We start from the raw sequence: 25,950 nt of genomic DNA, 5'->3' as shown, positions 1-25,950 counted from the left end.
GCCCGTTATCAGGAACTTATTATCGCAATGCACGCAGTGCAGGAGGAAGCATCATGATGAATCCATCCGTTATTGTTCGTCGTAAATTGGAATGCGTTCGCAACTCTGTTGGAGTGCTTGCGAAGCAGGAAGGGATTTGTGTGGAAGATCAGCTGAACATTAGCAACCTGTACCGCATGATTGCCCAGATTGATGAACGGCACCGTAACAAGCTGAAGCTTACAGGCCACGTTGTTATTCCGCTAAAGCGCAGAGCATTGGCCGCAGATTGTTTGACTACTGCCGAACGTAATGAATTGGCCAGAAGAGTATGCGGTGGCGGGCATCATGATCCCGCAGCTTAACCTACACATCACATTTTTATTTTTATCGCCTAATATAACGTCAATTTCTAACGAACTGGAGAGATCATGAATAAAGTAGATTGGGAACGCCCGCTGAATGAGGATGAGAAGGAATTTAAAGCAATGGTTACTGACCATCTTCCTGCTATCGTTTGCCGTACCGAAATTGCAAAACTGACTGGCGGCTGGCTGACGCTGAACACCATCAAAAAAGATGACAGTAACGGCACTGGCCCACGCAAGCGGTTTACATCCGGCAGGAAGGTGCTCTACCGCCGTGACGATCTTATTGAATACGGAATACGTCGTTTCGGTCTGGTGGAAATAAAAGGAATTGCTGCCTAGTCCGTGCCAACAGAAAGCAGTTCTACAGCTTCGCGGCTATCGTCCGGAATCAGGTGGGCATAGCGCTGGGTCATTGCAAGAGTCTTGTGCCGCATAAGCGACTTAATGCGGTAAATATCTACACCAGCAATTGCAAGCCAACTCGCGAAGGTATGCCGCAAGCTGTGAAACACTATGCGCTGACTCTCTGAGGTTGCATCATCATTGAAGCCTAGAGAGTCCACTACATCTTTAAACAGATGTGAGAAATTTTCGCGCTTCTTCCCGCCAAAAACCGGAGGGAACACAAGCGCTGCACGTTCGCTGCGAGTCTTACGATCCTTCAACATAGTTATTGCGCTGCTGTTTAGCGGGATAGTTCCACCGGGCTTTCTGCTGGTAGATTTTCGCACCACTAATGTTTTGCCATAAAAGTTTATATCGCTCCATTCTAGGCGCTGTATCTCACCCATACGCAAGCCTGTTGTGAGCGAGAGGAGAATAGCATCATGCAAATCCAACCAAGACGCCTTACCCGTAGTTCGGGGAGCGTTCTCAGAATTATTCCTACATGTACGCAAAATAAGATCTGCTTCTTCTTTTGTGAGGTATCGCTCGCGGGCGTTGCAGTTATCGGAAAGCTTGGGCAGTTCCACGCTGGCGATTGGAGACAGTCCGGTGAACACCACGTTTCCATCCACAGTGGTAACGGTCGCTCTGTTGAAGGTCTGGCGGATCACGGCCATATGATGCAGGACAGTGCCGTCACTGAGATTATCCTCATACATGCTATCCATGAACTCATGCAGGAGATCGGGTGTAATGGAGTTGAGGGGCAGTTCACCCAAGAAAGGCAGAATACGATGGTTGGCGCGCTTGACGTCGTCCGCCCAGCTGCGCCGCTTCTTCCTGTCCCGTTTCCACGGAATGAAGTGCTCCTCGAAGAACTGACGGAAGGTCATAGCGCGCAGGGTTTCTTCTTCCTCGACGGCCTTGGCTGCCCGTCTCTTCTCCTCGCGCTGCTCCATCAACTCCTTAAAGGTGGTGGGCGTCTCTCCCTGCTTGTAGTTCTGCTGGAGCTGGTTGCGCATGCGAGTGATCTCGGCTGCCGTCCATCCTTCAGAGGACCAGCCAAGCCCTTCCTCATGCTCTTTGCCGTTGCGATACCAACGGACGCAGAAGTATTTATCAGGGCGGCTACGGTGCTTGCGATCTTCAAGCTCATAGTAGCGGATGCCTCTTGCACCCTTCACCCGGAACCATGTTTTCTTTGCTTTCATCATGCTCACCTCTCCCCCGTTATGCCCCCGCTTTTTTACATGGTCAAGACACAACATGCCACACACCTTTCAACTCAACATACTGCTATTACTACATCTAACACAGCAAGACACACCTACAAACCCGTTGGGAAGGTATTCAAAATCCGCCGGCTTTACAGCTGTGGGAGTTCAAGTCTCCCTCTCGGTACCATGTAAAAACAGGCACTTACGTAGAAATACGTGAGTGCCTTTTTACTTTTCAAATTCTGGAATTTTTATTTTGTACAACTTCTGTACAACCTTTTGCTCAAAACAATAATTAGCGATCAAACACTATCCGCAGCTCTCCTAACCTTTTTTTAGAGATCTCAGTATCAATCTTCTGGAATTACAGCACGAGCATAGCCAAGATATTCATTCTGTGGAGTTCGTCGTTGTGTCCAAGGCCTTCTAACTGGAAAACCCTCTGGACGTTCACGCTGAGAGCAATGAGTCAAAACTAGATGGCTTTTAGCCCTTGAAGCCCCTACGAAGAATGTACACAGGTTTTCATCGACGTCATCCCCCCAAAAAGTGTTTGCTTCCACAGCCTGAAGAATCACCGCTTCAAACTCTAACCCCTTCGCCTTATGCATTGTTAATAGCCTTACTGCATTAATATCGCCAACTGCATGCAAAGCCATAACAAAAGAGTCATCCATCTCATCATCTACTTCAATAAGGTCTTTGGCCTGCTTAACAAGTTCTTGAAGTCTCGGCAGCTTTTGATATTCATAAGACAACAAAGCTAGTCTTTGATGCTTTAACTTATTCAATAATTCTCTAACGAGAGTCCATTTACTCTCAAAATCAAGAAACTCCTCCCTAGAATTCTTAACTTTCTTACATTGTCCATTGAGATGGTCTCTAATCTCTTGGGCAAAACTCTCTGAATCAACATCAAGAGTTATTATTTTTATAGTCTCCCAAAAATTAGACCAAGCTTCAGGTTCTCTATCACCGAAGAGAATTAATAAGTAATCAATGATAAGAGTAAAGATTGGTTGGTGGATCAAGTCTTGATTCTCATGTTCATCTCGAAAAGGGATTTCATGTTGGCTTAATTCGCTCATTACTTTTTGCAAATAATACTTCAAATCACTCCGAACAATTATCGCAATCTCTGAAACGGGCAAACCTTCTTCTATCCAAGTCTGTATCTGTTTCCGAACTTGGATCGCTTCTTCAGCACAATTATCAAAGTGCCAAATCTCAACCGTCCCCTCTTCTTGATCCTCTGCCACCATTTTAAGAACAGCCTCAGGCTCTAAAACTTGTACAATCTCATTTTGCATTCGCCTCAAGCGTTTTTTTGAGCGAAAATTCATATAAAGACGAGAGACATTAGCTTCAAAATCTTCACGATATTGTTCAAAAACACCCTCTAACGCATTAGCCCATCCCATTATCCTCTGTTTATAATCACCAACGGCTACCACACGAGAAGAACTACCTTTAAAAGCAAGCTGCAACAGTTCATACTGCCTATCTGTACAATCCTGAAATTCGTCCAAAAAGACATCAGAATATGTTGCTCGTAACGCCCTGCCTGCATACTCACACTGCTGAAGTATAGATATTGCTAGCGGCAAAAAATCTGAAAAAGTAATTTGCTTACGATCAACTCTCACATCACCAACAGTGAAGTCTACATCTAGTGCTTCTCGTCCTGTTAGAACGGGCCTAAATTTTTGAATAAGCATCAGTGCAAAGCCATGAAAGGTAAAAGAGTCGAAGCGAGTTGACTTTTCATAACCACATCGAGCGATTACCCGATCTTTTATATTTCTTGTTGCATCAACTTTAAAAGAAATTGCCAAAATTCTTTTAGGATAGCGGGTAAGTCCTGTTTGCAACAAAAAGCCTGCACGTTGAGCCAATACTTCTGTTTTTCCAGCCCCTGGTCCAGCAGTTAGCAGCAGGCTCCCCTCAATCGATGTTGCGGCACTTAATGCAGCCGGTTCCATCTGTTCAACCCCTGAAGGTTTCCAACCAGCTACATCGATCACTCTGGAGCCTCCTCAAGGAGATTTTTAACTTTATCTATAAGTCGCGATAAAAAAGAAGGCATAGTATCGCAGAGTTTCCCACTTTCAATATTAGTTAAGGCTGTTATATGGGTCGCAGGCTTACTGTTTACCTTGAATAACTTATGATATGATTCAAAAAATTTTCTTTCCTCTACTCTATACTGAGCTGCCTTAAAGTACCCTTTGCCTAGTACTGACCTAATGGTTGCCTTGTTAGGTAACCTAGCACTCTTTGCACCATACTCTGCAGAAAAGCAGCAAAGCATAGAAAAATCGAGATCCAACGGTGAAGAATAATAAATATTTGCCTCCTCAAAATCATTAACCACTTTGTCATGAGTATTAATCTCAAAATAATTTCGAACTAAATGCTTCTGACTATTCCATGCTTCGATATACTTGTCATCAAGCGTCTCAAAAAGATCATCTGAGGGTCTATATTTTTTTAATTCATTATAAGCATACTTTAATCGCCCCCATCCACCACCATATCTTGCAACATCTAAATCAAGTAGTGTTACGAAAGGAATCCCAAGAGCGAACAAAAGCCGCCAGAAGTGGTTCACATGCCGCCCACCTAGCGGGGCGACAACTATCCCTGAATGATCAACAGGCATCCCTTTAGCCTCAAAAAGCTTTGGCAATACTAGCAGTTCACTGTCCCCCTCACCAAGGACAACCACTCTTGCAAAATAAACCTCTGGATATGCCATAACAGCCTGTCTTACGAACTTATGAGCCTCATCTTCTTTACCAGGCATCACAATCTCTTTGACATATGTAGTACGATTAGGACCGAGTCGAAAATAACGCACCTGCTCTGGTTCAATTCTTTTCAAGACAGAAGGGGCATGAGTTGCAATAAGAGACTGCGAGCTATCATCTCTACCAAGCTTTTCAAGTGCGTCTATGATCCGACCTAAATAATAAGGAGCCAGGCTATTCTCGGGCTCCTCTACAGCTAAAATGGTAAACACTGCCGGACGCATTTTATCTACATCAAATCCTTCTTCACCCCCAGCTAATGCAGATTGTCCAAATCGATGAGAAGCTAAGACCAAAGCAATATATAAGAGAGACTTTTGGCCATCACTCAAACGAGAATACTCAACAAACTCTTCATCATGCCCTGGGCTAAAAAGGATACTAAGATGCTTTAAAAAGGATTCAATATCACTGCTTCCAAAACTCATCTTGGGATCTTTGAAAAACGCTCCCTTATGCAGTCGTCCCCAATACTTTTCTAAAAGTTCATTAAATGAACTTACTGTTGTATTTTCCCCAAGACACTCAGCTGCATCGCAGGCTAGTGCTTCAACATCACTTTGCTGTGCCTTCCACTCAACAGCCCTTAAAATCCGACCAATAACAGTATTTACGCCATACGCGATGTGGTCAGAGGGGTCTCTTCTCGCAGGTAAGTAATGAAGTTGAATATTATTACGATCAAGTTTGCTTACAGAAAATTTATCAAACGTACCGTCAGGTTTTATATTCGACACATAATGCAAAGAAGCTTCTATTTCACCGACAATGTTAAGTTCTGCATCTAGCCTATATCGAACCATAGGTAGCTCTTCAGGGGCATTTAAACGCATATGCTGAAAATGAGCAGCCACAGCATGTTCACCTTCTGGATCATCGTTATTAAGTTCATTAACTATAAAATCGGCTTCTACCCAAAATGAAAGAGACTCACCTACTGGCTCCTGCCCGACAGGCCTATGAAAATCCGATTTTTGTATCTTTCTAAGCGCTGGATCAAACGCAAACATTCTACTCAAAGCCTGCAGAGCTGCAGTCTTACCAGCACCATTCGGTCCAATTAATGCTGTGACCTTCTCAAGTTCGATCTCAGTAGGTTCAGGCCCAAAACATTGAAAATTTGAAATTCGTAGTCGTTCTAACTTCATAGTTATCCTTGGAGCAGCTGGTTCAGCTTATCAAATGCATAAAAAGACAAATCTGCATGTGGCACGACAATGCAATATAATACCCTATTGTCATTACTAAAAACGTCATCATAAAGCTAAGTCCCCTCTACAAGGAACTCCTACTTTAAGCTAGCCCCCACTTACAAACTATTCCACCCGTTACCATATAAAACCGTCACCCTACTTCCCCAATCCTTCCCACTCCGCTTTTCTCTCTTCAACGCATTGTGATACGAAACAACAAAACCACAGCATGTTCAGTCATAGGAGGGACCAATATGCAGAATTTATTCAAAGGAGGTAGTATGAAGACTAAATTTAAGGAGGACCTAATATGTAGCAATCTCTCTGAATAGAGGAACCGAATCCATTTTTTTACCAAGGAGGATAACAAGAGACTCTTTAAACTAACTATAACAATCCAACCTTTCGACTTTTGTCGGCCTTGGCGTGATGCGGGTTATGCACGAGCGTCAGTCACAGCTTGCTGTTAGTCGATTAGGGTCTTTACTTGCGCCCTCAGCACGGCATATCTCCACATTTTATCACCCCCTCCCCCTTAAAAAACAGTCAAAATGCACAATTCCAGGTAGGGGGGGGAGGATAAAAAGTAACTCATTTTCACAGCTAGCGTCTCAATAGACAAACTGCTATATTAAAATTTCTTTTAATCTCTTAAAAAGAAAATGGAAAAAAAATGTTCGCCAACGAACTAAAAAAAATTGACGATCTCCAAAACGAAATAAAGTCACTTCGCCCTTTAGATGAAGATGAGATCTTACAGCTTAAAGAATACTATCGAATCGGCTTAACCTACAGCAGTAACGCCCTTGAAGGCAGCTCTCTCACTGAAAGTGAAACGAAGGTTATTATCGAGGATGGGCTTACTATTGGTGGTAAATCCATTAAAGAACATATGGAAGTATTGGGGCATAGCGAAGCTTTCTCATTCATTCACGATATTGCATCAAGCGAATTACTATCTGAAGAAGATCTACTTAAAATCCATAGCTTAGTTTATGGCCGTGTGGATAAAGATCAGGCAGGGATCTACAGAGACAAGAGAATCTTTCTATCAGGGTCAAAATATAGCTTTCCAAAGCCTGCTGAAGTGCAGCCTTTAATGACCGAGTTCTTCAACAAACTTCCTGCAATGAAAAAAGAACTACATCCTGTCGTCTTCGCTGCTCAAGCCCATAAAGAATTTGTGTTTATCCATCCTTTTGTGGACGGTAACGGTAGAGTTGGCAGACTGCTTATGAATTTACTACTTATTCAGGCTGGGCACCTCATCACAATTATCCCACCCGTTCTTCGCAGCGAATACATTGCAAGCTTAGAAAAAGCACATACTGATGACTCTGACTTCGTTAGTTTTATTCTTCGCTGCCACATTGAAGCTCAAAAAGAATATCTACGCCTCGTAAGATAAAAGAATATACAAGGTGAGACCTCGGAAATGAGATTTCACCTTGTGTGTTACGTAATGCATTGAAGCGATATCATATTCCTTCCGTCCACAGACTGACATGTCGCATGCGTTAAAGCGTCATGAGGCACAATCCCGCCCCCCATTGGAACCTGATCCAGATATGGAGAAGGTATCAAATCCACAGCTTGGCCATAAAGAGTGAAACATACGTCTTCTCCGTCCAGAGTAATAATCAAGTCAGCTGAGATTGAGTAACCTTCAGGCCACCTTCCTCCAGGCTTTAACTTGCGGCGCTTTACGACCTGTCCATCAACCCATTTCAGCAGCCAGAATTCTATTTCAAGAACTCTAAACTCAATACTGTTACCAATCGGAATATAGTTTAGGCAGAACATGCCATCATGACAGGTTAAGTAGCTTGAGTACTTTTGTCTTCTCATCACACTTTCCTCTTAATGAACGTGAATACGTCTTTCACGCATAAAGTTAACAGGCTGAGTTACGAGGTAATTTCTACCTGCTGTGCTGTTCTAAGTTAAGCTTTAAGCACTCTAAACAGCACGCAGTACATATCTACCCAACTCACTGCAACCACTATGTTTACAAAGTAAGAGCCCAGACAGAGCAATAAACTCCATCCGGACTCTTAAAACGACACACATATGTGAAGATGATTCTCAGGATATATAATACTCCTTACTTTTTTCCGTCATCATCCTATTGGCATATGCTTCCATTGAGAACACCCAAACATGTGCTTACCTTTCGGTTCATAGCCTTTAGTATTAACTTTGGCTAAGTAACTGCAGCGATAAAAACATTTCGCATATAAGTCCTCAAAATTATCCTGACTACGACGGAAGTTGTAGTAACTCGTAACAGAATTGCCCTGACGGTCTTTATGACAGTAATGCACTAACCCCTGGGGGCTTGGAGCAACTTTTACAGCTCGATTCCAGTGTTCCTCAGCCTTTTTTAAGAGCGTATGTGGAGCCTGATGCCTATTGCCATTTACAGTAAGCATACAATGGTAATGCTGATGCTTCTCACGAGATTGCTCACGAACCCAAAGCAACTTTGGACTAGAGCCATTACGACTTAAATTACGAATGTACGTATCGTAAAACGTAGATATCGCATGATTATCAAGTGACGCTGAATATCCAGCAGGGAAACGTAAGTCAAAACGGACAACAAGTACCTTGTTATGTTTTATGAATTGGGATTCAAGAATCCCCTTTATATTCTCTAGTATTTCTTCAATACATCCTTGATCTTTTTCAAAATCAGTATTGATTGGAAGGTCCTTGTAAGTGGAATCATAAGTTACGTTTTTATGCTTCATTTTTTACTCCTTTGTTTTCTGTTATCTAATCTAGTTATTAGAATAAAAAAAAATGACTAACTCTGTTGGTTAGTCATAAGTCCTATTGCTATCTTTCAAGCTTACTTTATTCTTCTCTAGAAAAAATAATAAAGAGTTCTTATTTAGGTATTACCTATTTACCTAGCAAAGTAAGAGCTACAAAGAATTAAATACGACAAACTTCACAATGTCGTTTCTATGTAAAACAACACAAATAAATTTGACGGAAATATTTCTCGTATATTATATACATACAAGAGATTGGCACCTTAACACAAAAAGAGGAGCCAATACTGACTCCTCTTCCAACTACAACTTAAATTCACAACCACAATTTCTGCAGACATACTCTTTCAAAATAGTAGTATCAATTTGCCTTCCAACAGAACGCCCTACAGTTGTCCCTACAACCAAACCAGCCAACGCTCCCATTAGCGCTCCAGCAGTAGAGCCAATCACAGGGCCAACAGCAGGAACCATTCTACCAAGTGCACTTCCCAATTCCGCTCCAGATGTATCACTTAGACATCCGGTAGTAGCACCAGCAATACCACCTGAAACCGTTCCAATTTGTTCTGCTTTATCCAGCAGTGTTGAGGTCTTCCCTTAAAAAGACATAAGTCAAAAATAGAGTTTTCTGGCATAACGCAGTCAGCAGGTATCTATGAAGAAATCACGCGTTAATGAAAAGCAACGTGAAAGACATTTGTCGTGCACATGGAATTTCAGATGCAACTTATTATAACTGGAAGTTGAAGTAAGGCGGCATGCAGGCTTCAGACCTGAAGCGGTTGAAAGATATGGAACATAAATTGTCGCAGCTAAAACGAATGTACGCTGATATGACGCTCGAAAATCGTGCTCTGAAGGATCTTCGTCGGAAAAAAGCTTTAGTGCCGTCCTGTAGACGTGAAGTAGTTCTATTTCTTGTTGCTGAGCACAAACTTTCGATTTCTCGAGATTGTGCCTGTGTGAGATTCTCGCGGACGGCGTTTTATCGGCTTCGACAAATCCGGTCAGATGAGGATGCAATTCATGCCCTGAATGAGTTGATAACAAAGCAGCCTCGCTGGTGATTTTGGAAATGCTTTCGTGCGTTACGTCATACTCATTCATGGAACCATAAAAAGGTTTATAGCAAAAACACTATAACCCATTATATTTACAGAAACCAACAACCGAAATTGAACCGCCGAGCTACTGATTAAAAATTGTCTGACGGGAGATCATTTTTTCCGCCGGGACGCCCTGTAATATCTTGATTCATGTGCCCTACCCTTATTTCAGCCTATTTCCAAAAGCACCTAAAAATACAGAGTATTGTACACAGATTTGCGGACAATTTACGGACAGGGAGATTGTTATTCAAACTCCCTTCCGCATCAAAATCAAAGCACTATTTATCTATAAACACAGCACAATAATTCCCGTCATCATGCCTGCAATTGGAACAGTGCACACATTTGGCTTTTTTCCTGTCACCTTCTTTCCAGCGTTTGAACAGGTCAGGTTCTGCTAGTAGCGGGCGGGAGAGGCCGAAGAGTTTAATCTCCGTTTCGTTAAGTATGGATTCGATATGATCCGGTTGTGACAAGCCGCCCACGGTAATGACCGGAATATCCACATCTCGGCTGATGATGTCGCCATATTCGACAAAGTAGCCCTGTTTTTTGAGTTCATGACCATCAAAAAATTCACCAGCCATGGATTTGGCCTTGCCGTGGATGTTGCCAGAAATCTCCAGTCCTTGCACGCCCATTTTATCCAGCTTGATACAAATGATTCTTGTTTCATCAAAGGTCAGTCCGCCCTCAAAGAACTCACTGGCGGTGAGCTTGACCAGAATCGGGTAGTCTGCACCTACTTCTTTGCGCATGGCTTCGTATATTTCAACCATGAAACGCATGCGGTTTTCCAATGACCCGCCGTATTCATCGGTGCGGTTATTATAATACGGACTCAAAAACTGGTTGATCAGGTAGGTATGAGCTGCGTGGATTTCAACCCCATCAAAACCGGATTCCTTGGCCCTTTTCCCGGCAGCGGCAAAAGCTTTGATGATAGACTTGATTTCATCCTTAGTCATGGGCATACCGCAGGTACCGGTGCTTCTCTCGGGAACATTACTCGGCGCGAAGATCGTCCGTTCGCCCACGTTGTAAGTAGTTTTTGTCCCGCCATAAGCAATCTGGAGGATAATTTTGGAGTCGTGTTTGTGTACTATGTCAGTTAGTCTGCGATAATCGGCTATGAAAAAATCATCGTAAATGCCCATCATACCCGGATTGGGTTGCTCTTCAGCCACCACATTGGCGTACCCGGTGATGATCAGCCCCACTTCATTTTCAGCTAGGGTTTTATATATCTCGTAAAGTCGGGGAGTCATGCGCCCGTTCTCTGTGGTCATGTTTTCCCAGGTGGCACTGCGGACCAGCCTGTTTTTAAGATTCAGCGAACCGAGTTTACACTTTTCAAAGAGAGTCTTCATTTTTATTCCTAATATGAAATTGTTAGAATCAAAACTTTACACTAATATGTTACACTTTGATTCTTGTTTTCGGAATAATGTTGCATTTACTGTGCCTGATCCTTGACTCAAATTCTTTGCTCTCATAGAAAAAAATAAATACCCAATTAAGAGCCGACATGAAAAACCCCGACCCGAATCAATTAAATATAGCCGATGTGTTAAAACGCATTGATGAAGTGCGTGATAAGGATCTTCAACACCTCCTTAGAACTACACTGGAAACTGCTCAACAGAAACTCCAGAAGAGTACCAATGAACTTTATCGCTTGCGTTTAAATCTGGAGAATTCATTTAACAGCATCCCGGATGCGATTGTCACTGTGGACGAGGGGATACGCATCCTTTCTGCCAACGCGGCTTTCCTTTCCCTTTATGGTGGTTTTCTAGCGGACTACAAAGGGAAGACTTTTGAGCAGTGTTTCGGCAAAGATTCCGCGCCGTACAACAGCGTAATCCGCCAGACTCTGGAGCTGGGCAGGCTGACCTCCCATTTCCGGGTAAATACGACCACGCCCGAGGGCAAGGTATGCAAGCTGGAACTCAACGCTGCCCCCCTACGCACCGGAGAATATAGCTTCGGAGGTGCTGTTCTGGTCATTAAGGATATGACCCGACTCGCGGTTCTGGAGCGGCAGCTTGAGGACCGCAAACTGCTCAACAACATGGTCGGAAAAAGCGACGTTATGAAAAGGGTTGCCGCTCTGGTGCACAGCCTTTCGGACATTGCTACCACAGTGTTGATTACCGGGGAGTCCGGCACCGGCAAGGAATTAGTTGCCGACGCCCTGCACTATACCGGGGTCAGAGCAGAGAATAGAATTGTCAAAGTAAACTGTGCCGCCCTTTCGGAATCATTGCTGGAAAGCGAACTTTTTGGGCACGTGCGCGGAGCCTTTACTGGAGCCAGCCGCGATTCCGAAGGCCGGGTTGCCGCAGCCGAAGGAGGGACTCTCTTCCTTGATGAAATCGGCGACCTTCCTCTTTCTATCCAGCTAAAACTATTGCGTTTTCTTGAATACAAGGAATACGAGCGGGTAGGCAGCACCAAGCCGCGTAAAGCCGACGTACGCGTTGTGACCGCCACAAACGCCGACTTGTTACAAAAAGTTCATGACGGCTCATTCCGTAAGGATCTGTACTACAGGCTCAATGTATTCCAGATTGAAATGCCTCCCTTGCGCGAACGCAAGGAGGACATCCCCTTGCTGATTGAAAATTTCATCACTCTCTTCAACCATGAACTGGGCCGCTCAATTAAATCCATCTCCCCGGAATTACTGGATACGCTCATGCAGTACGACTGGCCGGGTAATGTTCGTGAACTGCGTCATTGCATCGAATACGCGACCATTTTATGCCTTGAAGAAATGCTGCGGTGCATCCATCTTCCGCAGAATTTTAAGGCTAGCTGCAATTGCCTGCCCGCCTCCCCTATACCGCAACAGAAGCCGAAACAACTGCCCCAATCCACACTCGAGACGGCTGTCAACGAGACATCAGCAAAGTGACAAAGTTTTGATAAGCAAAAGGTACTCGATGCACTTGAACAGGCGGGCTGGAAAAAGGCTCGAGCAGCGCGCATTCTGGGCATCAGCCGCCCGACCCTTTACCGCTGGATGAAACAGGTCGGGATTTCCGAGCAGTAAATCCGTTACAGGTTAACGTTACACTTTTCTTGACAGTCAAATTTCATTACATAACTAAGGTAACACAAAGTGTAAAACAAACTGTAACATTACACGTTACACATTACACATTGCATATTACACATCATGTGAATTATGTAACAAAGAATAATTTATGCAAAGCCAACCCATAGTCATCTTTTTAAATTAACCTTTTAAATCAGAAACATATGCTCAACTTTAAATTATGGCACGCGAACTGCTACAGTAACGCAGGAGTGTAAACCATGACTCTTAACAGATGTAAAGTGCTGACTCCCGACCAGTACGACTCCCTGCTTGAAGAAAGCATGGGCCTACTGCTGGTGGGATATCTTTCGGATGACCTGATCTCAAGCAGGCAGATGCAGATTCTTGCGGATTTTGCACAATCGGCTGCCAAACGCGTTACCTGTGCAATCCTTAATCCTGCATACGGTTCATACTTTGAGAAGAAACTGAAATTGGATGGGAGTCCAACTTTCCTGCTCTTCTTCGCCGGAGAGGAACAACGCCGCTTTCTCGGATCAGCAGACTTCGAAGACCTCAGGGAGCTTGCGAGCGGACCTGCGGGTGACGTTGCATTGTAATCACGGTTGGAGGACTGTGGCAACGAAACTGTGCTGTCCACTGAGACTTAGAGTGAATTTTAAAGGAGAAGTGTGTATGCCTGATTCTAAGGGTACAAAAGGTAAAGCAGATATGATGTCCCGTCGTAAGCTGCTCATGAATGGAGGCGCCGTGACGGCTGGAGCTGTCCTTTTTGGTGCGACCGGCAGTCTTGCCAGTGAAAAAGCCCCTTCAGTTCGTTCCAAACTACCGACCACAAAGTGGGACGGTGAGTTTGACGTGCTGGTTATCGGCAGCGGTTTTGCCGCATTGTCCGCAGCCATTGAAGCGCGCCGCAAGGGCCTCGATGTTATGGTCGTTGAAAAAATGCGCGTGCTGGGCGGCAACTCCTGCATCAACGGCGGCCTTTTTGCGGTTGCAGGCAGTGAACTGCAGAAAAAAGAAGGCGTTAAAGACAGCATTGAAACCATGGTTAACGACATGCTCAAGGCTGGTCGCGGCATCAACCATGTTGAAATAACCAAAAAGATCGCCGAAGGCTCCATCGATGCCTACAATTTTGTTATCCAGTGCGGTGCTGTGTTCAAGCCCAAACTTTCATGGCTCGGCGGACACTCCGTAGCCCGTACCTACCTGACACACAATGCTTCTGGTTCCGGCATTGTCCGTCCGCTGGTGGATACCGCCCGTGCTGAAGGCGTTGTTCTGCGCACCGGTTGCAAAATGCTCGACTTCATCGTCGACGACGATGAACGCATTGTCGGCATCCGCGCCCGCGACGGTTATCGTTTCCCGAACGAAGAAAGTGGACAGATCCGCATGTTCCGCGCCCGCAAAGGTGTGGTCCTCGCCACTGGCGGATTCAGTCAGGATGCTAAATTCCGTGCTGCTCAGGATCCCCGCCTGGCCGGCAAGATCGACAGTACCAACCAACTCGGTGCAACAGGCGAAGCCATGCGCGCGGCCTTTCGTGCCGGGGCCGTTCCCGTACAGATGTCTCTCATCCAGCTCGGCCCGTGGGCTTCCCCGGACGAAAAGGGATTCGGTGTTGCCTCCATGTTCAACATCCAATCCGGATTCCGTTACGGTGTAATGGTTGACCGTTCCAGCGGAACCCGCTTTGTAAATGAACTGGCTGACCGTAAAACCCGCGCCGATGCCATGCTCAAGAAAGTAGACGCTAACGGCTCTCCCGACTACCCGATCATCATCGTCGACAGCAAAGGCGCAGAAGCCTGCCCAACTCTGGATCGCTGCCTGAAATACAAGGTTGTGCACGGTTTCGATACCATCGAACAGTTGGCTAATTTTTACAAAGTACCGGCTGCCAAGCTCTCCGAAACCATCAGTAACTACAACAAATACGTTGCGGACAAGCACGATCCAGAATTCGGCAAACCGCTGAGCACCGCAACTCCGATCGTGAAAGCGCCTTTTTACGCCGTTCGCGGCTGGCCAAAAGTGCACCACTGCATGGGCGGCGTAGAAATAGATGTAAAAGGCCATGTCCTTCATTCCCAGAACTTCAAGCCTATCAACGGCCTCTATGCCGCAGGCGAAGTAACCGGCGGTCCCCACGGGGCAAGCCGTCTCGGCAGTTGCGCAATCACCGACTGCCTGGTCATGGGACGTATCGCCGGCAACAGCGTTGCTGGTAATGAGCCGAGCTAATTGATTTATAGATACTGAAGGGCAATATCATGATTAAGAAAACATCTGTCGCCTTGGGGGCGATTCTACTTCTGCTTGCAATGGGAATTTTCATTGTACCCAACGCGCTGCGCGCACAAGATAACGCTGAAAAAGAAAAGAGTGTTGCCGAAATTGATATGGAGCAGCACAAGACCAAACAGTTCACTATCGACCTTATTGACGATGTAGTCTTCGGCAAACTTCCAGTCAAAAGCTACCACAAAAAGGTTCACCAGAACGGTGCTAACTGCGAGCTTTGCCACGGTGTGAAAGCACCAACGACACCACCGGATACTCGCAATTGCGCCAACTGCCATGGCACTCCCGAAGATGTCGCCAAGCGCACTGAAAAACTTGAACCCAATCCGCATAACTCCCCGCACTGGGCCAAGGAACTCCCCTGTGACACCTGTCATAAAGAGCACGGTAAATCTGAGTTTTACTGCAAAAACTGCCACCACTTTGATTACCAGGTGCCTTAAGCATTAATCAGGAGGAATTTCGCATGTTTATCAAACAGGCATCTGTTTGTTTGGTCTTAACTCTTGCCTTATTTATGGCTGGAGTAGTCCATGCAGCGGGCGGTACAGCCGCCCATTCAGAGCAATTATACTCAAAGGCCGCCCAGTTGCGCCAAGGAGCGCTGAAGCAGAATCAGAAATGCTTCTCCTGCCATGGTGATGCTGAGATTACCGCAAAATGGGTAACTGACCGGGGCCGCACTCTTCAGCTACATGTTGATGAGGTGGACTACCGCAACTCCGTGCATAGCGGGCAAAGTTGCCAAAGTTGTCACGAAGGTGCAACTGAAGACGCTTTTGCGAGTGCACCCCATAAATTCAAAAACAAAAAGCCTATGGACTGCCAGTCCTGCCACGGCAATTACTTCAAGGATATCTACGAACAGGTTGACCGCAGCTACCATACCAAGGCCATAGTTAAGAAAGGTAAGGAATTCAGCTGCGCATCTTGCCATGATGCTCATACTTTCCATCTCCCGGCAAGGACTGAAGAAATAGCATCAAGTGTTGCCGAGACAAACAAACGTTGCTTCAGGTGCCACTCCGACCTGCGCGGCTACCAGAAGCTGACCGATAAAAAACTGCTCGACCAGAAAATGGGCCACTGGTTTCTGCCCAACAAAGAAAAGCATTTTGAATCTGTCAGTTGTGTATCCTGCCACGGCGGCAAGGATGGCACAGAAGTGCACGTGATTATGGAAGTGAAGGATATAAAAGTAAACTGCGAGAGTTGTCATTCCAAGTCATCCGCTATGACTGACAAACTTAACAAATACCGCAGTGAACAGCGCGCCTTTTCCATGGTCAACAAAGGGCTCTTCGATGACGCAGAGCTGCAAAAGAAAAACGGCGAAGCAATCAAAGCAAGCATGGGCGAAGCGGACTCCATACTCGGTTTCATGAACGCCCGTCTGCTGGATGACAAATACGTTATAGGCGTGACCCAGACTCCGTGGTTGAACACTAAGTTCGTCCAGATTCTGGCTGCCATGTTGCTCCTGATCGCAGTACACGCGGCCTTACGTATGGCAGGCACAAAAGCTGTCCACGCCGACGGTGAGACTGTAACCATGTTCCCTCTTGCGGTCAGAGTATGGCACTGGATCAATGCGGTTCTGTTTGCCATCCTTATTGTCAGTGGATTTGCAATGCACTTCGGGGTGGGCATGCACTTCGAGTCTGCGCAATCCACCCACGCATACCTTGCACTGGGACTTGTTGCACTCTGGATTTTGTACTTACTTTATCTGATCCTGAGCGGACAGCTTAAGCAGTATCTGCCGCGTGCGGATGTTATTTCCGCAAGCATTGCGCAGGCCAAGTACTACATGCTGGGCATCTATAAAGGGCAGGAGAACCCCGCTGGGCATAATCCTGAAAAACGCCTCAACCCCTTACAGCAGGGTGCTTACCTGTCAGTGCTGTTTGTGCTCTTCCCGGTACTTATCGCATCAGGACTGGCCCTGTTTATCCCTGAAGTTATTCCACAAGAACTGATGGGCATAGACGGCAAGTGGTGTGTATCACTGGTACACATCGGAGCTGCATTCCTGATGGTTCTATTCATCGTCATACACCTCTACCTCTGCACCACAGGAGAAAGCATCTTTGCTCTCATCCGCAGCATGGTAACAGGTAAGATGAAAAAATAACGTTAGCCATAGATACACCTACCGGACAGGGCTCTCTTACCTGTCGTCTCGTGAAAAAAAGGGGCTGGACCGCAAGGTTCAGCCCCTTCTCTCAGATAAACTGGAAGAGCATCTTATCTGATATCTGCTGAATAGGTTACTGGTAACCGGTAGGATGATTGAATAGCGTAAACCACAATATTCATACCGGCAGATCCATCATTCTCTGCCACCTCGCAAAAGGAAGGGGCTAAGTCAAGTCTGGCTCAGCCCCGTCTTTTAAGACAAAAGCATAAGGATAGAAAGATGTATAAATTTGTACGTATATTGACACTAGGTATTCTTCTTTCAATGCTGGCTGGCAAAGCTGCTTTTGCTGCAGAATTTGTTTGTCTGGATGTTACTGAAAAGAAATGGACAAAGGAAGAGCAACGCAACATAGACCTTTTTTGGAATGACACTCTTACCTACCTTGAAGCCTATGTAAAAGCTCTTGAAACTCCCACCGGACTATGCCTTGATTCTGCGGAAGCGGTAGTCAGTTCTTATAATTCTGAGACAGGTAAGCCCGAAAAAGAATGTATTACCAAGAAACGTGATGTTGAATTGATGATCAAGCACGTCAAAGCAGTTCTTGCCAATCCGGAAAAGGCTAAGCGCTGCTTCGATCCACAGTTAAGCAATTCCAATGGTTGGACTAAGCTTTACACTCCTAGCAGGGAACTTCAGAACTATTCCCCGGTCTCTAAGTGGTTGAACCGTCCAATTGCTGTTGATTACTTCGAAAAGGTAAAAGATCCTGAAATCAAAAAGGCTGGCATTAAACTCAACAAAAACTTCGTTGCGATTGCCGCTAAAACAGACAGCTCTGACCATTTTGGCCGAGATATCACTATTAAGGGCTTGCCTCACCTTTGGTCTTCTGTCGGCTGGATTCCTTTTTATGCTGAAAGCAAAAAGGCATGGAACAAAGATATTCGTGGTGGTTACCTCTATGCCGAAGTGATGGGGCCATGGGGTAATTTGCGTATCGATACCATTGACGGGGAAACAGTCGGGGCAGAAATCGGCATGACAGCACAGCTGAATAATTCATCTTACCCTGTGCATTTTCATCATCCTCAAGAAATCTACATGACTTTGACCACTCCTGCACACCCGCGCCAGAACCAGTTCATGCTAATGGATTGGGATAGTGAGCAGTTTGAAGCTGCCCGCACTGAAGACGGTTTTGACGTAGAGGTTAAAGGCGAAGGCAAATGGAAAGACTGGTACATGAGCGCAGATCAAAAAGACAACTGGCTTATCTACCTTGAACGTAATGCGCTTCATGCATTTTATGCTGGAGATGAAAAGAATACAGACTTAGAAAATAGCGGTTGGGTAAGTGTCTGGGCCCGCACAACCGCGCGTGACAATAATCAGACTACTCAGATATCTGTCCCAGCGGACAAGAATACAAAAAGAATTTTGCCTGATACACATGTTCACGCTCATACCAAGCGCTGGAAACCATAAAACAGCAGCCCTCGGACAGGGCCCCTCTTGCCTGTCCTCCTTGTAAAAGAAAGGGGCTGGGTTGCAAGATTCAACCCCTTTCTTTTTATATATTTCACAGTCCCACCTGCTGAGCCTCAATTGTCTGGCAAGAGATCATTTTTTCCACAGAAATCCCCAGCCCCCCCCTTGATTCATGAGGCCTACCTTCATTCGGTTCAATTTCAAAACTACCGAGTTTTGTACGCAAATTTGCGAACAGTCTGCGGATGATCCTACAACAAAAATGTGGACACAAAGTTAAGCCACAGGGTCATACTGTTTATTGCGATATTCAAAAGTGGCAGGGGAAAGCCAGTCATTGCTCGAATGTCGCCGTCTTCGATTGAGTACACCTTGATATCGTTAAATAGAGCCAATTCGGCTTCATGCTTGATTTTAAATTTCCTGTGAGAAATCAGTTGATTTGGGGTTGTGTGAAATTTGAATATAACAATATCAAAAAGCCCTTCAGAAAATAACTGAAGGGCTTTTTATATAATCTAAAGGGTTACTGAACGCTTAATCCCTCATCCAGATATTTTATAAGAGGGTAAATAAAGAACTCAATAAGCCGTCTTGTACCGACGTTGATTTCAGCAAGTACTGTCATACCAGAGCTCATAGGTACCATCTCGCCTTCAACCTTCAGACGAGGGTCATTAACTGATATATATACTTTGTAAATCTCGCCAAGCTTTTCATCTTTAATACTGTCTTTGGAAATCTGACTTACAGTTCCCTCAAGAGTACCATACCGTTGGTACGTAAAGGCATTAACTTTGACAGTAACGGGCATATCCTTTTCGATGAAACCAACATCTTTGTTCAGCACCTTAGTTTCTACAATCAAAGGACTATTCTTAGGAACAATAGACATTAATTTTTCTGCCGGAGTAACTACGCCGCCTTCTGTTGTAATAAATACTTCGTTAATAGCGCCTGTAACAGGAGAAACAATATTCTGTTTTTTGTTGGAAAAAGAAATCCGATCTAAACGAGCTTTTGTTGAAGCAAGTTTCATGGAGGACTCTGCAAGTTCCTCACTTAATTTGTTAATAAAATCATACTGCAATGCTTCCTTTTGGTGCTGCAATAGCTCGAGATTTGTTGTGACTTCTTTTATTTTTGCGCTGACGTTGTTCGACGCAATTTTATTCTGCAAAATTTTCCGCAGCAGATCGTTGTACTCATTGCGAGGGATAATATCTACTATCGGGTCAAGACGAAGCTTTTGTTCTTCGTAGGTAACCAACAAATCCTTATACCCTTCTTTTTCTAAAGCGAACGATTTAAGCTGCTGCTTTGACTTCTGCAATTCATCATTTTTTGCTGCAATCTGTTTCTGATGTCCATTGCGCAATGAAGTGTATATGTCGCGCTGAACCTGAACAGATTCTTTTCCGAAGACTTCTTCATCAGGAACAAAAGGACTGCCAGAAACAAGAGACTCAAGACGCATAATAGTTATCTCATATGTCTTAAGCTCTTCCCGTAAAGATTCTATTGCCGGGTCGGTTGCGGAAGGGTCGATCTCAACGAGCAATTGCCCCTTCGTAACCTCATCACCACGGTCGCAAAGTATTTTACGGATAACTCCTGTCTCCAGCGGTTGCACAATTTTAACCTTTCCAGAAGGAACAAACTTGCCTTGTCCGGAAACAACAATTTCCGTTTCGCCGAATGTAAGCCAGATAATGCTCACAAAGATAATTGTGATGATAACCCAGAGAACCAATGATCCCAGTGGATTGGGTGGTGTCTCTTCTATTTCAGTTAGGATTGGCTTGAAATAATGGCTGTCATCTCGTGACAAAAATTTTAAGATTCTCAATCTATGCACTCCTGCAATGTATATAACTTCTTGTAATAGCCATTTGGAATGCGCATAAGCTCATCATGAGTGCCTGCCTCAACCAATTCCCCATTATCCATGGCTAAAATGACAGTACATTTTTTTACGATAGAAATTTTGTGAGCAATGATGAACATTGTTCTACCCTTGGCAATGTGATGCAGGTTTCTGCGAATAATAAGCTCTGACTCAACATCAAGTGCAGAAGTAGCTTCATCGAAGATTAAAATACGAGGGTCGGTAATAAGCGCACGAGCGATTGCTATACGCTGACGCTGTCCGCCAGAAAGTCCTTCGCCTCGCTCTCCCACTTCGGAGTCATATCCTTTAGGCATTCGCGACACAAAGTCATGCACACCGGTAACCTTGGCTACATGGAGGACAAGATCCATGGAAGCATTAGGTGCCCCCATCACAATATTTTCTTTAATAGTACCGCTGAAAAGATAGTTTTCCTGAAGTACTACACCGATATTACTTCGTAGCCATATTGGACTTACATGGTTAATATCAACATCATCAATACGCACACTGCCGGAAGAAGGCATGTACAACCGCTGTATCAGCTTTGATACAGTACTCTTACCACTTCCGCTTCTACCAACAATGCCGACACATGACCCCGCAGGTATTTTAACATTAATTCCATTAAGAACCATCGGGGCATCCGGAGCATATTTGAACTGAACGTTATCGAAAACTACATGACCTTCCAGCTTATTCAGTACGATCGCGTTTTCACTCTGGATTTCAGATGGGTGATTCAAAATGTCAGACAATTTCTCGACAGAAAGAAGCGTTTGCTGAAGTTCGTTCCAAACACCAATTAATCTCAATACCGGTCCAGCGAACTGTCCGGAAAGCATGTTAAATGCAATGAGCTGCCCAATAGTAAGCTCATTGTCCAGTACTAACCGAACTCCTAAATAGAGAATCGAAATCGTCATTAATTTCTGCAGAAAACCGGCAGTCCCCCTTGTAATGTTACTCATATTGGTCATTTTAAAGTTAGAATGAACATAATGACCAAGGTGATCTTCCCATTTCCGCTGAATGCTTCCTTCTATCGCCAACGATTTAACCGTTTGGATGCCGGTTACCGACTCTACAAGGTATGAGTTGGATTTAGCACCCATTTCAAATTTAGTATTTAACCGTCTTCGAAGCTCAGGGGTAATGCAGAGATAAAGGAGGCCGATGGCCGCAACAAAACCCAAAACAATGAACGTCAATTGCATGCTGTACATAAGCATGACTACGACAAAAACTACTGAGAAAACGAGATCAATAATGACAGATACTGTTTTGTTGGTAACAAAATTACGAATATTCTCCAGTTCGCGAACACGTGCAATTGTGTCCCCTACCCGTCTGGATTCAAAGTAAGGACAGGGCAATGACAGCAGATGGCGGAATAGTTGTGCGCCAAGTTTGGCATCCATCTTGTTTGCTGTATGAGTAAAAAGATAGTTTCGTGCAAGGTTTAACACGTACTCAAACACTGCGATTACAATAAAGCCAATCGCAAGGATTTTAAGCGTAGTCATTGCCCGGTGCACGAGAACCTTATCGAGAATAACTTGCGTGAATAGTGGGGTTACCAAGCCAAAAAGTTGAACAACAAATGAGGCTAGCAGAATTTCTGCCATGATACCTTTTGCATTAATAACTTCTTTAAAAAACCACCCCAGACCAAATCGGACAGACTCCGATAACAGTCGATGGCTTAAAATAATGTACCGATCCGTTGTCAGCTGGCTGTATTCCTCCATGGCAACAGAGCGGGTTGCTCCTTCTGCTGGAATATATACAAGAACAGATTGCTCATCTTCCTTATATCCCAGCACAACAAAAAAAGTATCATCCTTTGCCTGTGCTATAATTGGATACGGATACTTTTTATGACACTTATCCAGCGAAATATTTTTCTTTTTAGCACGCAACCCCAGGCGCTTAGCAATTCGGACAAGCTCATCACTAGCAATGTCATCAGAAGAAATGCAATGCTCGCGAACAATATTAGGTACATCGATGCGCACTTTGTTTATGCGCGCAACGACCTCAAGCGATACTAAGCCACTATTCATGATTTGTTGCCTCCATCTGGTACTGCAAACGCAACAATTCATGTGATAGTTCTATAACACTTTTATTGAGAGCTGTTTTCTGTTCCAGTAATACAATACTTCGACGAATTGCAATTTCTGCATCTATTTCTTTAGCTTTTTTCAAGCGATCAAGCATAGTAAGTTCTTTTTCGAGAATATTTACCATTTCTTTTTTTTGTTTTTGGTCATTCACCAGATACTTATACTGCCGTTGACTAATGTTCAGTTCTGTTTGTAATTGCTCTTTTAATTTACGTTTTTCAGCACGAATACGTTGTTCAGCAAGTTGTGACTGTTGTACTTTATGTTTATTACGTAATGCATCCGATAGAGGAATTACCAATGAAACACCGACCTTAAAGTTAGATTCAGATATATCTTCATATGACTTCACCATATCTTCATTATCTGAGCCATACAGCAAATATGAACCGTACAAAGATAACTTTGGAAAATATTCACCTTCAGCTGCGGCTGTTTCAGCTTGTTTACTGGAAAGTTCATAAGAATACCGTTCCACGCTTGGGTGTTTATCGATATCAAATAAAAGGTCTGTAAGATCCGGCCTTGGTAATTCTGAAAATTCAATATCAGAGGAAAAAGAAGCGCCGGTGTAAAAGCTCAATTCTTCAAGCTTCTTATCGAACTCAAATTCCCGTAAAGAGAGTTCATTCTCTTTTCTTTTTAACTCAACATACTGCCTTGCCGTATCGACAGGCCCTTTTTTACCAGCGGTAAGTAGACGGTCGTAGACCTGTTTTAGCTCATAAGTATACTGAATTATTTTCTGTAAATTATGAATTTGCTCTGAAAGAGACATGGCCGCCGAGTATGTTTGTAACACATTCAGCCTAAGCTTTAGTATTTCTGCCTGTGCAGTCGATTTGGAAGCAAGAATTGCTTTTTTTAATGCAAGTTCCTTTTGAACCCGAATGCCAAAGTCGTAAAGAACATAGTTTGTACGTACTGACATTGAATTTTGATACTTTGTTCCTGTAGACTGCACCACGTCACCTACTGAAACAACAGAGCCCCACCCATCACTCAGATCAGAAGAGTACTCAGAGTTACCTTGTGCGCGTAAAGTAGGGTAAAAATCATATTGCTGCTCTTCTAAACGCTCCTGTTGCAGTTTTGTTTCTATAAAATATTTATCAAGATCAGGTGAATGCTCTATTGCTTGCTTTTCTAATGTATCAAGAGTGATAATCTTACAATAAGACTCTGTTACTCCAAACAAGGTTATAAAGAGAATTCCAAGATGTAGAATGAGTACAGCTTTTTTAGAATAGGACACAGTTTGCACGTATTTCTCTCTAGCTAACGGAAAAAGCTCGCCACACTGCACGAAAACAGTGTGGCGAGCTACATTTTAGTTATCCCAGGCAGCAGTAATGATATTCATAAGCTCTTGACTATTCTTCACATCCTCAACAGATGTAAAATCAAGGCCATGTTCTGATGCATAATTAGACAAATCAGCTACCATCTGATTTATCTCAGCAGAAGAAAGAGAATACCCTGAGTTAAGTTGAATACTTTCAATAGCCATAGACGAGTTCGCTTGATTGGCAATCGTCACCTGGTCATCTGTTCCAACTCCGATAACTAAATTGTCACCGTCCATGAAAAACGCAAAGTCATCTTTTGAGATATCTTCACCAAATTTCAAGGTATCAGAATGATTTATAGCGTCACTATTCATAGAAGCATTATCCCGGATAACATCTCGGCCATCACCTTTATTAAAGATATAGGTATCACCCAGATGTGCACCAAGCATTACGTCATCGCCGACGCCACCAACGAATGTGGCTTCTCCCTGCGCTGTCAACGTATCTGCTCCGGAACCGCCATTCAGATAGTCAACACCAGTTCCTGATGTAATGTAATCATCACCAGCACCACCGTACAAAATGTCATCACCAGTACCAGTGAATATTTGGTCAGCACCAAGTCCGCCATCTATGATATTCATAGCTGAACCGGTCGTCATGATGAAATCATCTCCACCATTACCATTAATAATGGAAGTGTGATCAGGAGAGAGCACTAAGAAGTCACCCTCTTCCGTCAATTCAGTAATCTCCTGCGCAGAACCAAGATCAAAACTGCTTCCATCTGCAAAGCTCAGCTTCTCAATTCTAGATTTAGAATCAGCCTGAGCATTGGCGATTCTTATTGAATCGCTCTCATCGTTTCTAAAGCTGATAACAACATCACTTCCTTCAACGTGATATCTAAGATCTTCAATAGAGATTTCTTCTCCAAACCTTATGGTATCAGTATAGTTACTTGCATCACTATTCAGGGAAGCATTATCTCGGATGATATCTTGGCCATCACCTTTGTTAAAAACATAGGTGTCACCAAAGTATCCACCAAGCATAACATCATCACCAACACCGCCAACAAATGTTGCTTCTCCTTGGGCTGTCAAGGTATCTGCCCCGGAACCGCCATTCAGATAGTCAACACCAGTTCCTGAAGTAATGATATCATCACCAGCACCACCGTACAAAATGTCATCACCAGTACCAGTGAATATTTTGTCAGCACCAAGTCCGCCATCTATAATATTCATAGCTGAACCGGACATCATAATGAAATCATCGCCGCCATTACCATTAATAATGGAGGTATGGTCAGGAGAAAGCATTAAGAAATCAGCCTGATCAGTGAGTTCTGTAATCGGCTGTGCAGAAGAAATGTCTAAGCTTGTTCCATCTGCAAAACTAAGCAGCTCGATTCTTGCAGCCTGATCCGTATGTGCTCCCACTATTCTGATCGAGTCACTATCATTACCTCTAAAGCTAATAACAAGATCATCGCCATCAACGTGGTATCGTAAATCCTCAAGTGAAATACCCACACCAAATTTCAAGATATCTATGCATTGGCTTCCACTATCAGGACTAGTTTCATGAATAGTGTCATGGCCATCACCAAGATTAAAGATGTAGGTATCACTTCCAAAGCCACCAGTAATCGAATCATCTCCTGTACCACCAGTAATTATGTCATCACCGGAGCCGCCGATAATTATGTCGTTACCGCCGCCTGCGTTGATGGTGTCATTATCGGAACCGCCGGAGATCGTATCGCCTGCTGA

20 protein-coding genes and 3 pseudogenes are annotated in these 25,950 nt (G+C 44.2%); 11 read left to right on the top strand and 12 right to left on the bottom strand.

The window, feature by feature from the left end:
- Positions 1 to 344: hypothetical protein (locus tag F461_RS0100660; protein ID WP_248642536.1), on the top strand; the 344-nt coding region annotated here is incomplete at its 5' end.
- A 66-nt stretch (positions 345 to 410) separates the two neighbouring features.
- A complete protein-coding gene (locus F461_RS0100655; RefSeq protein ID WP_019999229.1) occupies positions 411 to 689 on the top strand; it encodes a hypothetical protein in 279 nt (92 codons plus the stop codon).
- On the opposite strand, the gene F461_RS0100650 is transcribed toward F461_RS0100655, so the two are convergent.
- From F461_RS0100650 to F461_RS0100640, 3 genes are all read right to left on the bottom strand, one after another.
- The gene (locus tag F461_RS0100650; RefSeq protein WP_019999228.1) at positions 686 to 1,951 is read right to left on the bottom strand and encodes a tyrosine-type recombinase/integrase; all 1,266 of its coding nucleotides are present in this window, start codon (positions 1,949 to 1,951) and stop codon (positions 686 to 688) included. The genes F461_RS0100655 and F461_RS0100650 overlap by 4 nt on opposite strands.
- A gap of 353 nt (positions 1,952 to 2,304) precedes the next feature.
- Positions 2,305 to 3,978 (bottom strand): UvrD-helicase domain-containing protein, encoded by a 1,674-nt coding sequence (locus tag F461_RS0100645; protein ID WP_019999227.1) that lies wholly within the window; start codon positions 3,976 to 3,978, stop codon positions 2,305 to 2,307.
- The gene (locus F461_RS0100640) at positions 3,975 to 5,912 is read right to left on the bottom strand and encodes an ATP-dependent nuclease (RefSeq protein WP_019999226.1); all 1,938 of its coding nucleotides are present in this window, start codon (positions 5,910 to 5,912) and stop codon (positions 3,975 to 3,977) included. The genes F461_RS0100645 and F461_RS0100640 overlap by 4 nt, the downstream gene beginning before the upstream one ends.
- A gap of 718 nt (positions 5,913 to 6,630) precedes the next feature.
- Between F461_RS0100640 and F461_RS0100635 the strand changes: the two genes are divergently transcribed.
- The gene (locus F461_RS0100635) at positions 6,631 to 7,365 is read left to right on the top strand and encodes a Fic family protein (protein WP_019999225.1); all 735 of its coding nucleotides are present in this window, start codon (positions 6,631 to 6,633) and stop codon (positions 7,363 to 7,365) included.
- A gap of 47 nt (positions 7,366 to 7,412) precedes the next feature.
- Here F461_RS0100635 and F461_RS0100630 read toward each other — a convergent pair whose 3' ends face one another.
- The 3 genes from F461_RS0100630 to F461_RS19115 all read right to left on the bottom strand — a co-directional run bounded on the left by F461_RS0100630 (position 7,413) and on the right by F461_RS19115 (position 9,232).
- Positions 7,413 to 7,805, bottom strand: a complete 393-nt coding sequence (locus tag F461_RS0100630) for a hypothetical protein (RefSeq protein ID WP_019999224.1) — start codon at positions 7,803 to 7,805, stop codon at positions 7,413 to 7,415.
- 272 nt (positions 7,806 to 8,077) lie between these two features.
- Positions 8,078 to 8,710, bottom strand: coding sequence for a YagK/YfjJ domain-containing protein (locus F461_RS18375; RefSeq protein ID WP_019999223.1), 633 nt, complete (start codon positions 8,708 to 8,710; stop codon positions 8,078 to 8,080).
- Positions 8,711 to 9,040: 330 nt separating this feature from the next.
- Positions 9,041 to 9,232 (bottom strand): hypothetical protein, encoded by a 192-nt coding sequence (locus F461_RS19115; protein ID WP_143154867.1) that lies wholly within the window; start codon positions 9,230 to 9,232, stop codon positions 9,041 to 9,043.
- Between the two features lie 194 nt (positions 9,233 to 9,426).
- Here F461_RS19115 and F461_RS19440 point away from each other — a divergent pair.
- Positions 9,427 to 9,867, top strand: a pseudogene (locus F461_RS19440) (transposase); the annotation flags it as partial.
- Between the two features lie 260 nt (positions 9,868 to 10,127).
- Here the strand turns inward: F461_RS19440 and F461_RS0100610 are convergent.
- Positions 10,128 to 11,219: an NADH:flavin oxidoreductase gene (locus F461_RS0100610; protein WP_019999221.1), complete on the bottom strand. Its 1,092-nt coding sequence runs from the start codon at positions 11,217 to 11,219 to the stop codon at positions 10,128 to 10,130.
- A 158-nt stretch (positions 11,220 to 11,377) separates the two neighbouring features.
- On the opposite strand from F461_RS0100610, the gene F461_RS16645 reads away from it, so the two are divergent.
- The 7 genes and pseudogenes from F461_RS16645 (at position 11,378) to F461_RS0100580 (ending at position 18,857) form a co-directional block, all read left to right on the top strand.
- Positions 11,378 to 12,769, top strand: a complete 1,392-nt coding sequence (locus F461_RS16645) for a sigma-54 interaction domain-containing protein (protein ID WP_051089181.1) — start codon at positions 11,378 to 11,380, stop codon at positions 12,767 to 12,769.
- A gap of 18 nt (positions 12,770 to 12,787) precedes the next feature.
- Positions 12,788 to 12,907 (top strand): annotated as a pseudogene (locus tag F461_RS19610) (helix-turn-helix domain-containing protein); the annotation flags it as partial.
- A gap of 266 nt (positions 12,908 to 13,173) precedes the next feature.
- Positions 13,174 to 13,515, top strand: coding sequence for a YbbN family protein (locus F461_RS0100600; RefSeq protein WP_019999220.1), 342 nt, complete (start codon positions 13,174 to 13,176; stop codon positions 13,513 to 13,515).
- Positions 13,505 to 15,166, top strand: coding sequence for a flavocytochrome c (locus tag F461_RS0100595; RefSeq protein ID WP_211211846.1), 1,662 nt, complete (start codon positions 13,505 to 13,507; stop codon positions 15,164 to 15,166). The genes F461_RS0100600 and F461_RS0100595 overlap by 11 nt, the downstream gene beginning before the upstream one ends.
- A gap of 29 nt (positions 15,167 to 15,195) precedes the next feature.
- Positions 15,196 to 15,669 carry a cytochrome c3 family protein gene (locus F461_RS0100590; RefSeq protein ID WP_019999218.1) on the top strand — a complete coding sequence of 158 codons (474 nt, stop codon included), beginning with the start codon at positions 15,196 to 15,198 and terminating at the stop codon, positions 15,667 to 15,669.
- A gap of 23 nt (positions 15,670 to 15,692) precedes the next feature.
- Positions 15,693 to 17,360, top strand: a complete 1,668-nt coding sequence (locus F461_RS0100585; protein WP_019999217.1) for a cytochrome b/b6 domain-containing protein — start codon at positions 15,693 to 15,695, stop codon at positions 17,358 to 17,360.
- Between the two features lie 285 nt (positions 17,361 to 17,645).
- On the top strand, positions 17,646 to 18,857 hold the full coding sequence (locus F461_RS0100580; RefSeq protein ID WP_019999216.1) for a dimethylsulfonioproprionate lyase family protein: 1,212 nt from the start codon (positions 17,646 to 17,648) through the stop codon (positions 18,855 to 18,857).
- A 279-nt stretch (positions 18,858 to 19,136) separates the two neighbouring features.
- Here F461_RS0100580 and F461_RS19435 read toward each other — a convergent pair.
- From F461_RS19435 to F461_RS19430, 5 genes and pseudogenes are all read right to left on the bottom strand, one after another.
- Positions 19,137 to 19,318 (bottom strand): annotated as a pseudogene (locus tag F461_RS19435) (hypothetical protein); the annotation flags it as partial.
- 68 nt (positions 19,319 to 19,386) lie between these two features.
- Complete coding sequence (locus F461_RS0100575; RefSeq protein WP_026364536.1) at positions 19,387 to 20,709, bottom strand: HlyD family type I secretion periplasmic adaptor subunit; 1,323 nt, start codon at positions 20,707 to 20,709, stop codon at positions 19,387 to 19,389.
- Positions 20,706 to 22,817, bottom strand: coding sequence for a peptidase domain-containing ABC transporter (locus F461_RS0100570; RefSeq protein WP_019999214.1), 2,112 nt, complete (start codon positions 22,815 to 22,817; stop codon positions 20,706 to 20,708). The genes F461_RS0100575 and F461_RS0100570 overlap by 4 nt, the downstream gene beginning before the upstream one ends.
- Positions 22,810 to 24,135, bottom strand: a complete 1,326-nt coding sequence (locus tag F461_RS0100565) for a TolC family protein (protein ID WP_162139275.1) — start codon at positions 24,133 to 24,135, stop codon at positions 22,810 to 22,812. The genes F461_RS0100570 and F461_RS0100565 overlap by 8 nt, the downstream gene beginning before the upstream one ends.
- Positions 24,136 to 24,210: 75 nt before the next feature.
- Positions 24,211 to 25,950 (bottom strand): calcium-binding protein (locus tag F461_RS19430; protein WP_019999212.1); only part of this gene is annotated, 1,740 nt, incomplete at its 5' end.

It is taken from the genome of Halodesulfovibrio aestuarii DSM 17919 = ATCC 29578 (genome assembly GCF_000384815.1).
In the GTDB taxonomy this organism is placed as follows: Bacteria; Desulfobacterota; Desulfovibrionia; order Desulfovibrionales; family Desulfovibrionaceae; genus Halodesulfovibrio; species Halodesulfovibrio aestuarii.
Note: the sequence above shows the minus strand (reverse complement) of the source record. Positions and strands in the feature narration are given on the sequence as shown.

What these genes read in the sequence shown, in the direction of transcription:
- F461_RS0100570 (WP_019999214.1), bottom strand. Translation starts at nt 22,817, where the DNA reads ATGAATAGTGGCTTAGTATCGCTTGAGGTCGTTGCGCGCATAAACAAA.
- F461_RS0100635 (WP_019999225.1), top strand. Translation starts at nt 6,631, where the DNA reads ATGTTCGCCAACGAACTAAAAAAAATTGACGATCTCCAAAACGAAATA.
- F461_RS0100630 (WP_019999224.1), bottom strand. Translation starts at nt 7,805, where the DNA reads ATGAGAAGACAAAAGTACTCAAGCTACTTAACCTGTCATGATGGCATG.
- F461_RS0100650 (WP_019999228.1), bottom strand. Translation starts at nt 1,951, where the DNA reads ATGATGAAAGCAAAGAAAACATGGTTCCGGGTGAAGGGTGCAAGAGGC.
- F461_RS0100580 (WP_019999216.1), top strand. Translation starts at nt 17,646, where the DNA reads ATGTATAAATTTGTACGTATATTGACACTAGGTATTCTTCTTTCAATG.
- F461_RS16645 (WP_051089181.1), top strand. Translation starts at nt 11,378, where the DNA reads ATGAAAAACCCCGACCCGAATCAATTAAATATAGCCGATGTGTTAAAA.
- F461_RS0100640 (WP_019999226.1), bottom strand. Translation starts at nt 5,912, where the DNA reads ATGAAGTTAGAACGACTACGAATTTCAAATTTTCAATGTTTTGGGCCT.
- F461_RS0100600 (WP_019999220.1), top strand. Translation starts at nt 13,174, where the DNA reads ATGACTCTTAACAGATGTAAAGTGCTGACTCCCGACCAGTACGACTCC.
- F461_RS18375 (WP_019999223.1), bottom strand. Translation starts at nt 8,710, where the DNA reads ATGAAGCATAAAAACGTAACTTATGATTCCACTTACAAGGACCTTCCA.
- F461_RS0100590 (WP_019999218.1), top strand. Translation starts at nt 15,196, where the DNA reads ATGATTAAGAAAACATCTGTCGCCTTGGGGGCGATTCTACTTCTGCTT.
- F461_RS0100655 (WP_019999229.1), top strand. Translation starts at nt 411, where the DNA reads ATGAATAAAGTAGATTGGGAACGCCCGCTGAATGAGGATGAGAAGGAA.
- F461_RS0100610 (WP_019999221.1), bottom strand. Translation starts at nt 11,219, where the DNA reads ATGAAGACTCTCTTTGAAAAGTGTAAACTCGGTTCGCTGAATCTTAAA.
- F461_RS0100585 (WP_019999217.1), top strand. Translation starts at nt 15,693, where the DNA reads ATGTTTATCAAACAGGCATCTGTTTGTTTGGTCTTAACTCTTGCCTTA.